Source organism: Siphonobacter curvatus (genome assembly GCF_002943425.1).
In the GTDB taxonomy this organism is placed as follows: Bacteria; Bacteroidota; Bacteroidia; order Cytophagales; family Spirosomataceae; genus Siphonobacter; species Siphonobacter curvatus.
On record NZ_PTRA01000005.1, the window covers coordinates 1 to 12,798 of the forward strand.

The following is a 12,798-nucleotide window of genomic DNA, read 5'->3' on the forward strand; positions in this document are numbered from 1 at the left end:
ATCTTCCGTGGGAGCGGCAAAGCTAGTCAGGGTAACGAAGGCGAAAGCAAGAGCGAACAGAGATTGAATGGAAGTTTTCATGGCTTTTATCGATTGAGATTGACAGGCAAAAAAAAGATGATCGGTTGTGTTAAAAATTCATGGCTTGGGTACATTCATCAAAGGCGACTGGCCTGATTGATGATTCAAAGTTGGGTTGAAAACAGGTACTATGCAATGCAAAGTAGTATGTAAGGCTTGGTTGCTGGATGAGCGGTGATTGATGGGGTTTGCTTTCCAAAACGGCTGACCTTATTTACACACCAAGGATGCAGAGAAGCAGGGCTGCGTTGCAGTCAGGGCTGTTTTTTTAAGATTTCAGGGATGAATGGCAGGTTAAACAGGATGAGCGGGAATGTACAAGTCTGGGTTGGCCAACCCGAGTAATCGGATGGCAAGTGGGCATTGAATTAGCCTTACCCGATAGGATGGTTTGTATATATATAATAGGATACCACCGCTAAAAACAGTACCGTTTCTAGTCTTCTCTAAGGGGCGGGAACGCGGAAGTCGGCTCTCTTCTACCTATTCTTGGGCTCTGAGGGAGCAAGCCTTATTTAGGCAAATGTTTTGCGGCTAAAAATAAAATTATACATTTTTGCAGAGGTGTCGTCAGAGGAACGCTTAGGAAAAATTCATTTTAAGCAAGTATTTCTTACTTTATACAGACAAATGATTTCATTACTAACAGACCTATCCCGTAATAGATCCCTTCTCTTGCCACTCCGTTTTTTCTGTGTAGTAATATATTTTTATTCACTAGTTCTTTTCTTAGAGTTAGACCCATTTTTTAAATAATACGCTGGTATTATTTAAAATACAAATCCTCATTGATTACTATCACCCATTCAAATGAACATAAAAAAAAGATTTTTACTAATAGCACCGTGGGATTATCAATTATACGCGGTGATTGAAAAAAATCTTATCAGCTTAGGGTACGATGTTGTAGTAGTTCATAATAATTCTTACCCTTTTACTTACAAAAATATTAGTCAACGTACGACTAATTTTTTTAGAAAGACTTTTCTAAAAGATAGAGATTACAAGAATTTCTTACGACATAATTTTAATCAACAAACGCGTTTGTCGCTCGTAAAAACGTACGATCACTATGATGTGACGTTGGTAATCAGAGCGGATTTCTTTCCTTTAGAATTACTACTGGAAGCCAGAAAAAGAAGCGACAAGTTTGTTTCATTTCATTACGACGGCATTTCAAGAAATCCAGAAGTGCTTCCTAAAGTTCATTTGTTCGATCGTTTTTACGCCTTTGACAAAACTGATGTTGTTAAATATCAGAAATACGGTGTACAATACGTACCCAACTTTTATTTCGATTATCCCGATGATTTGCCGGATATTGAAACCAAAAATAAAATTTATTATATCAGTTCATTTCATCCTTCTCGCCTCCAGGCAATTATTGATTTCCATAAATTCATTATTAAGAAAATAAGTCCGGTACAATTCGATTTTGTTTATAATTTATACGACGAAGATAAAGTCCCTTTATACGTTAAAGAAAATTTTCATTGTCTACATAAAGTTAATCCATACGAAGACCAGTTAGTCCAGATAAAAAATACGGAGATCATTTTGGATTTCCGCATTGATGAGCACCAAGGCTTATCTTTCCGGATTTTTGATGGATTGAAGTTGCAGAAAAAAGTAATTACGACGAATGCTACAGTTGTCGACGAAGATTTTTATCATCCGAACAACTTCTTCATTTTAACGGAAGAGAATAAGGAGGAGCTGGATGATTTTCTGGCTCGTCCCTACGTAAAAATTGATGAGAAAATCCGGTCGAAATATTCCTTTACGAACTGGCTGGCCACGATTACCGATTATACGCACGGGCAGTTCCACGCGGCAACCAAACCCCTGATTAGTATCATCATTCCTTGTTATAATAACGAACGGGTCATCATAGAAGCCATCCAATCGGCTGAAAAACAGACCTACAAAAACGTTGAAATCATTGTAGTAGACGATGGTTCTACTGACCAAACCTTTGCTACCGTTTCTGAATACATACAGGGTACAAACAAAAACGTCAAACTTTATACAAAAACCAATTCCGGACCAGCCGCTACCCGCAACTATGGGTTTGATCAGTCAAAGGGACAGTTTATTGTTTTTCTGGACGGCGATGATAAGTTACACGAAGAATTCGTTGAAGAATATTTCAACGCCTTTATTCAGCATCCGAATGTTAATTTAGTGTATTCAAATGCCGAATATTTCGAAGGAAAAACTGGTCCCTGGCATATTATTGATTATAACAAGGATGACTTACTCATCTCGAATTCCATTCCTATTTTTGCCATGATTAGTGCAGAAACCTTCGAAAAGGCGGGGAAATTTGATGAAAATTTACCTTGCCTTGAAGATTGGGAACTGTGGATTCGGGTGTTAGCAAAGAATAAAAACGTTTATAAAATTGATAAGTCCCTTTATTATTACCGTAAACGTATTGAGAAAAATTCGTTAACGGATAACATCGATTTTCACGCTAAATCCATTATTTATTATCACTATATCTATGAAAAGCACATTGATTTATACCGTGAAATGCACCTTGATTTGCCCCGCCTGCTAGATTCATATCGGGCGAATCGACAAAATCACCACGCTTTTCTTCGATACAAACGAAAGTATTATTCCGTCTGGTACCGAAAACTATTTTACAAGTTATTTAAACCTGATCTTTACAGGGAAATCTTTCACTAAGTGATAGTATTCCAAAAAAGTAATTATGACGTAATTACTGTTCGTTAAAAGCAGTACCCTTTACATTTTCAAATGCAACAGTTTCGTCGTCCACTTCTACCTTTCGAAAGAAAAGTGTACTAAACTGATCGCCTGGATTGCCTTCAATTTCTGCCAGTTTAGTACACTTCATCTTAATAATTAAAAGCCTAATACCACGGACAATTCCAAACGGTTTTTCTGCACTTCCTCTATATTAAAAAACTGTTTCCAGAGACTTACATTCAAAAGTGAGCTACACACGCCGCTGACTTATCTACACTATACATGTCAATCACGAAATACGGTCTTTTTGGAAAGTTAAAAGCCCTGCCTGGTCAGGGACAAGCCCTAGCCGATTTTTTACTAGAAGCGGCTCGGCTGCTGGATACAGCCTCCGGTTGTCAGTTATATCTGGTCAGTACGGATGTTACAGATGCCGATACGATCTGGGTAACGGAAGTCTGGGATACGCAGGAGGATCATGATCGTTCTCTACAGGCACCCGCCATACGAGAACTCATTGGTCGGGCCATGCCTTTGCTGGCCGAACGCCCCGAACCCGGCATGACCGTAAACGTACTAGGTGGAAAAGGACTTGCGTAATTCTTGGACGGATGCTTTTTCTGGCTTCTTATAACCATACAATCACGAGCCCCTTACGATCTTGTGAAGAGGCTCGTGTCAAAACCTTCTTTTGAAAGCTCCGCTATTTAGCTTGCTGAACGTACCAGTTTTTAGCTACTAGCTTGTCCTTGATTCGGCGGGCGATGATCTGATAGCCCAGTGAGTTCAGGTGCAGGTAATCCGAGCGTACGCCCGCTGGAAATATATCCTGAGCCAGTTGAGCCTGATCTTGGGCAGTTGGCGTATACCCTACGGCTTTGAGTTCGTCGGCCGTGGGAGGAGTCATGGGCACAAAGTTGCTGCCGTAACGTCGCTGGAGTAAGGCATTAAAATCCGAAATCTGTTTGTAACCTGCTGTACCTTTCGTTTCCAGATTACTCATCAGAATGCCTAATACCAGATAAAATTTAGGATTCGGCAGATAGTTAATGCAGTTGTCGATCAGATTGACAATCCCATCAAAATCGGGTACATCGTTTCGTCCCAACCAGAGGACCTGAATAGACGACTGATACGCGACTGCATCATCCGAAATAAAGACCGAATCGGTCGGAACGGCTACAGTGCTGGACTCGGTGGGCGTTAAGGTGTAGCTTTCCACTTGAGCCTCTCCCCCACCCTTTGCGGTACGGGTCAATGTACAGGGCACTTCGTTTACCCGACCCTTCAACGTCATGGTCAGATTGTTAGCAACCGTTGACAGCAGTTGTGTTGATAGCTTGGTTACCTTTACAGCTCCTGCTCCATTAAAGGCGTTTCCTTCCACGCTTAGTGTTAATGGAATCCCGCCCTGGCGAGCTACAATAGCCCGGCTTACCTGTCCATCGATACCAAAATTCTTGATCGTGTAATTAGGCAGTTCGTTGGCCAGCACCGTTGGATAAGGCGTACCGCCTTTCCCAAACGTCAGCGAATCTCCCCAACAGGCAATTCGGGGTGGCGGGGGCGTAGTAGAGGATTTGGTAGGAAATACGTCATCGAGTACCTGGCATGAATCCAGAAGCATACTTCCTAAACCTAAAAGGCTAGCCCTTTGTAAAAAGGATCGACGATTCAGTAATGCTTGATCGCTTACTGGTTGATTATGTATAGACACTGGATGATTGATTTGAAGAAGGTTTGATTTATGATATTTTTTAAAAAACTATACCTGTTTTCTAAAGCCGCCAGTGTACGCTTATCATCCGCCTTTCCGGGCTAAACACAAAACGCACACAGTCAGAGTCGTATACAGATAACCGTAATCGGGATTCACCGAAGGCTTCGCTGGCGTATAACCGATTTAAGAGCAGGGATTATTTTCCCCAGCGTCAATCTGCTCCTGCTCCTTAAAATGGGTTACAGCTTCCGCCAAGCCCCTTTTCGATGCTTCCGGCGATACCTACGAAAATGAATCAGGCTGGTATTCTTTTTGTTCAAAAAAGTGTTAGCAAATGGTTTTACACCACGCAAGTCGCCTGATTTAGGCTTTGAGTAATTTCTACCACCAATCCATCCAACCTTATGAGTGAAAAGAATGCCGATTTACATGGCAATGTCCTCGAACAGTCTCCCGTTGCCTTGCTGGTTATTGATATGATTAACGACCTGGAATTTCCCGAAGGAGAAGAATTCGTTGAATCATCCGAGCAGGCAGCCCAGAATATTTTAAGATTAAAGGAACAGGCCCGGCAACATCGGATTCCCGTTATTTACGCCAATGATAACTTCGGACGTTGGCGGTCAGACTTTAACGAGGTCATTGAGCACGTGCTCCACGATCAGGTACGGGGGCAGCGACTAGCCGAGCTATTGCGTCCAGATCAGGACGATTATTTTGTACTAAAGCCCAAACATTCCGCTTTTTACGCCACTACGCTTTCTACGCTTTTGCAATATTTTCAGGTCAAACGTTTAATCTTAACCGGTATCTCAACCGATTCCTGCATTGCCTTTACTGCTTCGGATGCGTATATGCGGGATTATGAAGTGTACGTTCCTTCGGATTGTACGACGGCTCGCAATGAAGAATTCACGAAAACTACGCTGGATTTTCTCGGACGTAGTGTTCATGCGGATACTACACCCTCTACGGAATTGGACTTGGGAAAGCTGCGTCAGTAATGTATGTCCCTATACGTTTAAAACGAACGTATTGATAGACAAACTCCTGGTAATACCTTCCTACCATAAAGAAACCCCGTCTGGCAAACCAGACGGGGTTTCTTTATGGCCTATTTCAGTGGTTTTCTACCTTTAATCAGTAGCAAAAAAATGAGTACTCCCCGAAAAACCCGAAAAAGGTACCTGAAAAGTTACGTTAAATGCTATACGTCGAAAGTTTCGCCATATGGCTTAAATAAGTACAAAATTTACATCAGAAAACACAGTTGGACGTTTCCCGCCAATCACTTTTAATACTACCGTCCCATGGCAAAGTTTGAGATTTTCCGCAGCAACATTAACTCTTTATATTATTTCAGTCTTGTTACCGATCTGGGTCAGCAGATTCTTTCCAGCGAAGGTTTTCTGAGTCCGAACGGCTGTTTGCAGGCCATCACGGCGGTCAAAGCCCGGGCTTCATTCCGGAATGCGTATCAGCGTATTGAAAATAACGGTTACTTCCGTTTTGACATGCTTTCGGATAACTTACAGGTCATTGCTAGCAGTAGTGCTTCGTATGCAACGTTACAGGGCCTTGAAACCGCCATTGACACATTGAAAACAGAAGCTCCGGAAGCTCCGGTTTACGAATACACTCCCCAAGGTTATCAGATTTTATCGACACTGCCGAAAGGATTAGCCGCCTTGCTCTTCATCCAAGCCTTTAGTTTTCTTTTTAGCCTGACGTAGGCGATAGTTCAAAGTCAGGTTAATCTGTCGCAACCGCCCCTGACTGTTGGATTCCGTATAAAAATTACTGCCTTCGGTAATGGAGCGAAAACGTCGCGAATTGAAGACGTCGAGTACGTTCAGCGTCAGTGTTCCATTTCCTCGCAAAATATCCTTACTCATCGATAAATCTAGTGTCGCCAGTGCTTTACGCGTTCCCTGCGGCGTTTGCTGGGGAGCTTCGTAATTGGCCCGGGCCTGTATATCCAGATTTTTCCAGAACGTAAATCGGTTGGTCATCCGGGCAAACCAACTGTAGGTATCACTTTGATAGGTGGCGTCGAGATTGGCACCGTCGGTGATGGCCCGGAAAAAGTTAAGGCTACCGTCAAGCTTCCACCAGGTTTTTGGTGAAAAAGAACTGGTAAATTCCGCCCCGTACGCATGTTCGGTTGCCAGGTTTTCGGGCCGGGTGGTTGAATTTCCGCCGTCATCCACCCGGCGAATCCGAATGATTTTTCCGTCCGTATGTCGATAGTACAGCGAGGAAGTAAACGATCCTTTCTCGACGTACTTGATATGCCCGACTTCAAAAGCGTGCGTAAATTCCGGATTCAGATCCGGATTGCCGCTGTAGAAATTCCGACTATCACTAAACGTCATAAACGGACTCAGATCGTTGTACTGCGGCCGTCGCACCCGGCGACTGTAACTGGCTTGGATAGCGTGCTGACGCGGCAGGTCGTAAGTGGCGTGTACGCTGGGAAACAGATTGGCATACTGCCGGGGATTGACCTGATTGGTTTGTTTCAACGTAGTCGTCACATCGGTAATTTCACCGCGTAAGCCCAGCTGATACGAGAACTTGTGGGCCTTATTTCCCAGAATGGCGTAGGCTGCGTGAATGCGTTCTTCGTAGAGGAAGTTATTGGTAAGGCCTTCTAGGGGTTGCCAGCCCGTTTCGGCCCGCTGAGTCACCGAATAATTATTGGTCATATCGCGAAAACTGCTGCGAATTCCTGCTTCCAGCTTTCCTTCCTTGGCAAAGGGCCGTACGTAATCAGCCTGCAGGAGCCACTGCTTTTCGGTTTCATCATTCAAGGCCCGCTGTAAGATGGAAGGAGTACTTCCGCCACCTGGGTAAAACGTTTGCTGGGTGAAGTACTGATCGGAATTTTCCCAGTTATCCAGGTATCGGATGTCCGCCGTCAGTTCGTGGCCCGCACGGGCGAAGGTTTTTTTGTAGGTAAGCACGTATTCGGAATTCGGCTCGGTTTCCGTTTCGTCCTGCGTCCGTTTGGTGGTCGCCAGTAATTCGGGACTTTGATACTGGTAATCGAGGTATTCCAGGTTAGTGAAACGTTTGCCCTTGCTGGTCCGCCAGGTATACGCCGCCGTTAGGATGCTTTTTTCACTGAAATAATAATCCAGTCCGGCCCGGGCGTTATTGTTCATACCCTTAAGCTGGCTTCGGGAGTTTTGCCGGGAAACAAAGGTGGAATCATTCCGGTAGACTTCCTGATACAGGTTATTTCGACCGGGGGTATTCCGATAAGCCAGCGTATAATTGACGAAAAAATTCAGATTCCGACGACGGTAATTGACGTTGGCAGCTAGTCCATAATTGGTCGGATGTCCCGTAATTACATCGAACGAGCCATTGATCCCTTCCTGCCGTTCTTTCTTGAGAATGATATTAATGACTCCTCCCATCCCCTCGGCTTCGTAACGGGCGGAAGGATTGGTAATGACTTCAATCTTTTCGATGGCACTGCCCTGTAGCTGTTGCAGTCCACTCCCACCCTTGATACTGACCAGTCCCGAAGGTCTGCCATCAATAAGAATCCGGACGTTGCTACTGCCCCGTAAGCTTACGTTTCCTTCCACATCCACGGCCACGGAAGGTACATTACTCAAAATATCCGAGGCCGTACCGCCCGCGTTGGCTAGGTCTTTTCCGACGTTAAATACTCGCTTGTCGAGCGTCAACTCCATCGAACTTTTTTCGGCCTGTACCACCACCTCTTTCAGGGAATTGCTGGTAGGGCTCAGTTGAATAACGCCCAGATCCAGGGCCTGCGAGCGTACCTGCAAAGCCGCCGTTTTTACGGGCTGATACCCAATGAATTCGATTCGGGCAAAATAATTTCCCGGCGTACTGGCGAGGCTGAAGGCACCGGATTCGTCGGTAAGCGTACCGGCCACGAACGAACTATCCGGCAGTCGGAACAATCGCACGGTAGCCGAAGCCATGGGCGTCTGCTTTTCCTGAACCCGCCCGCGAATGCCCGACTGAGCCCAGACCGGATTCGAAAAAACAGATACACAACTAAGCAAACAAAAGAAGCAATAGAATAGTAGAGGTTTAGAGGTCATTCCTGAGGAAATAGCGAGGTCGTAAGCCTTCAAAGTACAAGCTATTTCCCAGAATTATTCCAAACATTGGATTTATTCGAGTATAAATACGACAAGAACGCGAAAGATGAAGATTTGGAGTACTATGGGCGGGCGGATGGGTTGGTTGTTGTCAGTTAATAGTTGTTGATTGATTGTTAACAGCTACTTGGAACAAGCAAATTTCTTCATGGACGACATAAGCCCAAGGCCCGTCCTATCACATTCCATGGCGGAATTCCATTCCGGGAATCGCATTCTGGGGCTCAAGCCGCTTTCCATTCCATGGCGGCCACCATGGGATGGCCCCCATGGAATGCATACGGACTAAAAGACCAGCTCCGTCAGCGGGACGAAAATAGTCTTGTAATAACATTACCATCAGTAGCTTTTAGTAGGAAATGCATACGAACCAAAAGACCAGCCGTCTCACCGACACAAAAAACTAATTCATCAAAAAAACTAACGACCTCTCATTACTTTCCTCTCCCTCAAATCATACCGCTGCCCCTGACTCAACAAAATAAACCCGCCGTTGGACGCAGTAAACTGCTCTTGTTGACCCTGCACATGAGGCTCCCTTTTCCCTACAATGGTTTGGTAGTCATACACCGCCACGTACGATTTGCCCAACACTTCCAACTGATCTTGTTGTACAACAATGGCCGTCGATTCGTCCAGCCCGATCCCAATCAGTTGCGGAGACTGGCGGATGAAATCAATGAGATCAAACTGCCGATTGCGTTTGAGTAAATGCTGATCAATTGCGGAATTTTTCAGAAAACCCAGTCCCTGTGTATGATCGCCGACGAGGATGTCAGCCCCCTTCGTATCGCCCCGCCACAAAAACGAACCCTGAATACTCGCTCCCGCCGAACTTCCGGCGATGACCCCGCCCCGGTTCAGTACCTCAAAAAAAGCCTGATGCGTACGGGTATTAAGGTAGGAATCCGCAATTCGCCACTGCCGACCGCCGATGAAGTACACGCCCGTCGCTTCCCTGAGCGGAGCAATAAACGCGTCACTATTGGCTTCCGTCAGGTTTTTGGTGTGGAGAAGCGTAACCCGGCTCACGCCCGACTGTTTCCGGATACTCTCCAGATGCGTCGGACTCAACGCCGCCGAATCACCCGCTGCGGCGGTAACGACGACAATGCGGGCTTTCTCTTTGCCTCCAGCCAGTTCCACAAACCGGGCCCAGATTTCCGGTCCCACGGTACCACCACCAATGATGAGTAGCGAACCCTTTTCGGGGCCGTGGCGAGTGGTACTTTTTTCATTGATGACAATCGGTGTCTGGGCTGAAAGGTCAAGCGTCCAGACGATTAAGAAGAAAAGTAGAATGAATTTTTGCATACGTCAGGAAGAAAACCGGAAGGTAGAAACCCTCCGCTACAAAAGACTTAAACAGCGATTTTCCGGAACAGAACCGCGACCAATGCTTACGCTTAAGGAATTAGCGTCCGGTTTTCCCGAATCTGGAATACGTCCTCTAAGGCCTTGCGGGCCGCATGATAGCCGCACATGCCATGCACGCCCCCGCCCGGAGGCGTGGATGACGAGCAGATGTACAGGCCTTTCGTAGACGTCCGGTACGGCGAAAAGCGTAAGGCAGGTCGGGTGAACAGTTGGGTAATATCAAGAATTCCGCCGTTAATATCGCCACCGATGTAGTTGGGGTTGTGCTCCTGTACCTGAGCCGTATTCATGACGTGGCGAGCCAGAATCCGGTCTTTGAAACCCGGAGCAAAGCGTTCCACCTGGTTTTCGATGGCTTCGGTACGGTCCCGCGTGGAGCCGTTGGGCACGTGGCAGTACGCCCAGGCCGTATGCTTGCCTTCGGGAGCCCGCGAAGGATCGTACTGACTTTGCTGGGCCAGCAAAACGAAAGGCTTCTCCGGGTAGCCGCCCTGTGAACTAAGCTTTTCGGTGTCCGTGATTTCCTGAAGAGTGTTCCCTAAATGCAGGGTTCCGGCGTTCCGGCAATTTTCGTCGGTAAACGGAATCGGAGCGTCGAGAGCCCAGTCAATTTTGAAGATACCCATCCCGTAGCGGTAACGTTCCAGTTGCCAGCGATACAGGGGGGAAAAGGTATGTCCAGCAATTTTAAGCAATTGTCGGGGCGTAATGTCGAACAGCACCGCGTGCGAGGAAGGCAGTTGCTGCAGGGATTCGACGTAGAAGTTCGTTTCGATTTTTCCGCCCAGCGACTGAAAGTACATCGCTAATGCTTGAGCAATTTGTCCCGAGCCGCCTTTGGGTATGGGCCAGCCCCGTAAATGGCCAGCCGTTAAGAGTACCAGTCCAATCGCGGAGGTGGTGAGGTTACTCAAAGGCTGGATGGCATGGGCGGCCATACCGCCCAACAGTCCCTGAGCCTGCGTTCCTTTGAAAACGTGTTTGAACCAGCTGGCCGGGGGTAAGGCCCGCAAGCCGAAGGCCGCGAAATCCAGAGGATGTGAAGGAAACGTCAGCGGACCGAGCGTATCGACCGCCACGTTGGGCCAGGTTTTGGTTAGAAATCCGGCGAGTTTTTCGTAGACCTGCTGATCCACGCCCAGCGTTTGAGCGGTTTTTTGAATGGATTGAAACAGTACCGCTGCTGGCCCTGTATCGAAGGGATGGGCCGCCGCGACCTCGGGATAGATGAATTCCAGACCAAAATCCGCCAGCGGAAGCGTATTAAAGAAGGGCGAGCCTGCCGCCAGGGGATGAATGGCCGAACAAATATCATGCTTGAAACCTGGCAGAGTGACTTCCTGGGTACGGAGTCCACCACCAATGGTCGATTTCCCTTCCACAACCAGCACTGAAAGTCCCGCTTGTTGTAGCGTGATGGCGGCAGCCAGTCCGTTCGGACCGGAACCTACCACTACGGCATCGTACTCTTTTTTTGTCATACCTTCATCGACCGGAACCGTTACGTTCGGAGCAAAACCTGCCCGTCGCGTTGGAGCACCCAGCCCGTAATGGGATTGAAATGATAGCCGCCTTTGGAACCACGGGCGGCTACTAACTGCTGATAGGTGGGTTGGACATAACCAGTTTCGTCGGTCACCCGGCTCTGGATTTCCGTTTCATTGCCGTCCCAGTGCCAAAGGTAACGAAAACCCGTATGGGCCTTATCTAAAATGGGGCCTTGGATCTGGGCCAGTTGCCAGCTTCTGCCGCCATCCGTACTCACTTCCACCCGATCCACCTTACCACGACCACTCCAGGCAATCCCCCGAATTTCGATCCAGCCCTTTTGTACTTGAGCCGGATACGCCGGGAAAGTGATGATGGAACGGGCGTCGATGTCGAAACTGAAATAACGTATTTTGCCGTCCTTCACGGGTTCGGTATACTTGGACGTTTCCTCGCGGGTCATAAAGGGTTCGTCGGAAAGTTCCAGTCGCCGAAGCCATTTGACACTCATGTTTCCCTCGTAACCCGGCAGAAACAACCGAAACGGATATCCCTGCTCGGGGCGAATGGCCTCGCCGTTTTGGGCGTACACGATCATGGCATCCGACCAGCCTTTCGCCAATGGAATACTGCGGGTCATCTTCGCCGCATCCGATCCTTCAGCTAGAAACCACTGGGCTTGGGGCTTCACTCCCACTTCCCGAAATAAGGTAGAGAGCATGACTCCCGTCCATTCGCTCTGGCTGGTTAGGCCGCAAATATCCTGTGGACTCAGCTTTGGATTACCCGAACGAAAGTTGCCCGAACATTCCAGAAAGCAAATCCGCGTGACGGACGGATACCGCTTCAGATCAGCTAGCGTCAATACCAGCGGTTTTTCCACCAAGCCATGAATCAACAGCTCGTGCTGAGCCGGATCGATGGCGGGAACACCGTTGTGATTCCGTTCAAAATGCAAATCCGAGGGCGTAATCGTGCCGTATAGATTCTGCAAGGGCGTTCGGGAAGAAATGTCCGACGGTTTCTTGACGGGCTTCTCAAACGGCGACCGCGTGCCGACTGTGCCGGGTGGTACACCAGGAACTTTGGTCGGGTCGGTCTTCCACTCTTTTTCCGACAGAGCCGCCTGTACAGCTTTGCCGAACGGAGCCTGAGCCAGCACGATCGCGGCGGTAGCCGCTCCGCCTAATAGACTTCGCCGACTGACTTTTTGTTCGAGTACAACGGGTTTTTCTCCGGGTAATACTTTCATTGGTTCTTTCAAAA

The 12,798-nt window shown here is 47.3% G+C and carries 9 protein-coding genes; 4 read left to right on the plus strand and 5 right to left on the minus strand.

The window, feature by feature from the left end:
• Positions 1-891: 891 nt before the first annotated feature.
• The gene (locus C5O19_RS20170) at positions 892-2,775 is read left to right on the plus strand and encodes a glycosyltransferase (protein WP_104715200.1); all 1,884 of its coding nucleotides are present in this window, start codon (positions 892-894) and stop codon (positions 2,773-2,775) included.
• Between the two features lie 306 nt (positions 2,776-3,081).
• Positions 3,082-3,399, plus strand: a complete 318-nt coding sequence (locus C5O19_RS20175) for a putative quinol monooxygenase (RefSeq protein WP_104715201.1) — start codon at positions 3,082-3,084, stop codon at positions 3,397-3,399.
• A 103-nt stretch (positions 3,400-3,502) separates the two neighbouring features.
• Here the strand turns inward: C5O19_RS20175 and C5O19_RS20180 are convergent, their stop codons facing one another.
• The gene (locus tag C5O19_RS20180; protein ID WP_104715202.1) at positions 3,503-4,426 is read right to left on the minus strand and encodes an SGNH/GDSL hydrolase family protein; all 924 of its coding nucleotides are present in this window, start codon (positions 4,424-4,426) and stop codon (positions 3,503-3,505) included.
• Positions 4,427-4,923: 497 nt separating this feature from the next.
• On the opposite strand from C5O19_RS20180, the gene C5O19_RS20185 reads away from it, so the two are divergent.
• Both C5O19_RS20185 and C5O19_RS20195 read left to right on the plus strand, forming a co-directional pair.
• Positions 4,924-5,523, plus strand: a complete 600-nt coding sequence (locus tag C5O19_RS20185; RefSeq protein WP_104715203.1) for a cysteine hydrolase family protein — start codon at positions 4,924-4,926, stop codon at positions 5,521-5,523.
• A gap of 306 nt (positions 5,524-5,829) precedes the next feature.
• Positions 5,830-6,252 (plus strand): YegP family protein, encoded by a 423-nt coding sequence (locus C5O19_RS20195; RefSeq protein ID WP_104715205.1) that lies wholly within the window; start codon positions 5,830-5,832, stop codon positions 6,250-6,252.
• Here the strand turns inward: C5O19_RS20195 and C5O19_RS20200 are convergent.
• From C5O19_RS20200 to soxC, 4 genes are all read right to left on the minus strand, one after another.
• Complete coding sequence (locus tag C5O19_RS20200; protein ID WP_104715206.1) at positions 6,199-8,607, minus strand: TonB-dependent receptor domain-containing protein; 2,409 nt, start codon at positions 8,605-8,607, stop codon at positions 6,199-6,201. The two genes, C5O19_RS20195 and C5O19_RS20200, sit on opposite strands and share 54 nt — an antisense overlap.
• 480 nt (positions 8,608-9,087) lie before the next feature.
• Positions 9,088-9,981, minus strand: coding sequence for a cyanophycinase (locus C5O19_RS20205; protein WP_104715207.1), 894 nt, complete (start codon positions 9,979-9,981; stop codon positions 9,088-9,090).
• Positions 9,982-10,073: 92 nt separating this feature from the next.
• The gene (locus C5O19_RS20210; RefSeq protein WP_104715208.1) at positions 10,074-11,525 is read right to left on the minus strand and encodes a phytoene desaturase family protein; all 1,452 of its coding nucleotides are present in this window, start codon (positions 11,523-11,525) and stop codon (positions 10,074-10,076) included.
• 20 nt (positions 11,526-11,545) lie between these two features.
• Complete coding sequence (gene soxC / locus C5O19_RS20215; protein WP_104715209.1) at positions 11,546-12,784, minus strand: sulfite dehydrogenase; 1,239 nt, start codon at positions 12,782-12,784, stop codon at positions 11,546-11,548.
• Positions 12,785-12,798: the final 14 nt, after the last annotated feature.

Coding starts and splice junctions, on each gene's coding strand:
- soxC (WP_104715209.1), bottom strand. CDS start 12,784: ATGAAAGTATTACCCGGAGAAAAACCCGTTGTACTCGAACAAAAAGTC.
- C5O19_RS20200 (WP_104715206.1), bottom strand. CDS start 8,607: ATGACCTCTAAACCTCTACTATTCTATTGCTTCTTTTGTTTGCTTAGT.
- C5O19_RS20205 (WP_104715207.1), bottom strand. CDS start 9,981: ATGCAAAAATTCATTCTACTTTTCTTCTTAATCGTCTGGACGCTTGAC.
- C5O19_RS20195 (WP_104715205.1), top strand. CDS start 5,830: ATGGCAAAGTTTGAGATTTTCCGCAGCAACATTAACTCTTTATATTAT.
- C5O19_RS20180 (WP_104715202.1), bottom strand. CDS start 4,426: ATGCTTCTGGATTCATGCCAGGTACTCGATGACGTATTTCCTACCAAA.
- C5O19_RS20175 (WP_104715201.1), top strand. CDS start 3,082: ATGTCAATCACGAAATACGGTCTTTTTGGAAAGTTAAAAGCCCTGCCT.
- C5O19_RS20170 (WP_104715200.1), top strand. CDS start 892: ATGAACATAAAAAAAAGATTTTTACTAATAGCACCGTGGGATTATCAA.
- C5O19_RS20185 (WP_104715203.1), top strand. CDS start 4,924: ATGAGTGAAAAGAATGCCGATTTACATGGCAATGTCCTCGAACAGTCT.
- C5O19_RS20210 (WP_104715208.1), bottom strand. CDS start 11,525: ATGACAAAAAAAGAGTACGATGCCGTAGTGGTAGGTTCCGGTCCGAAC.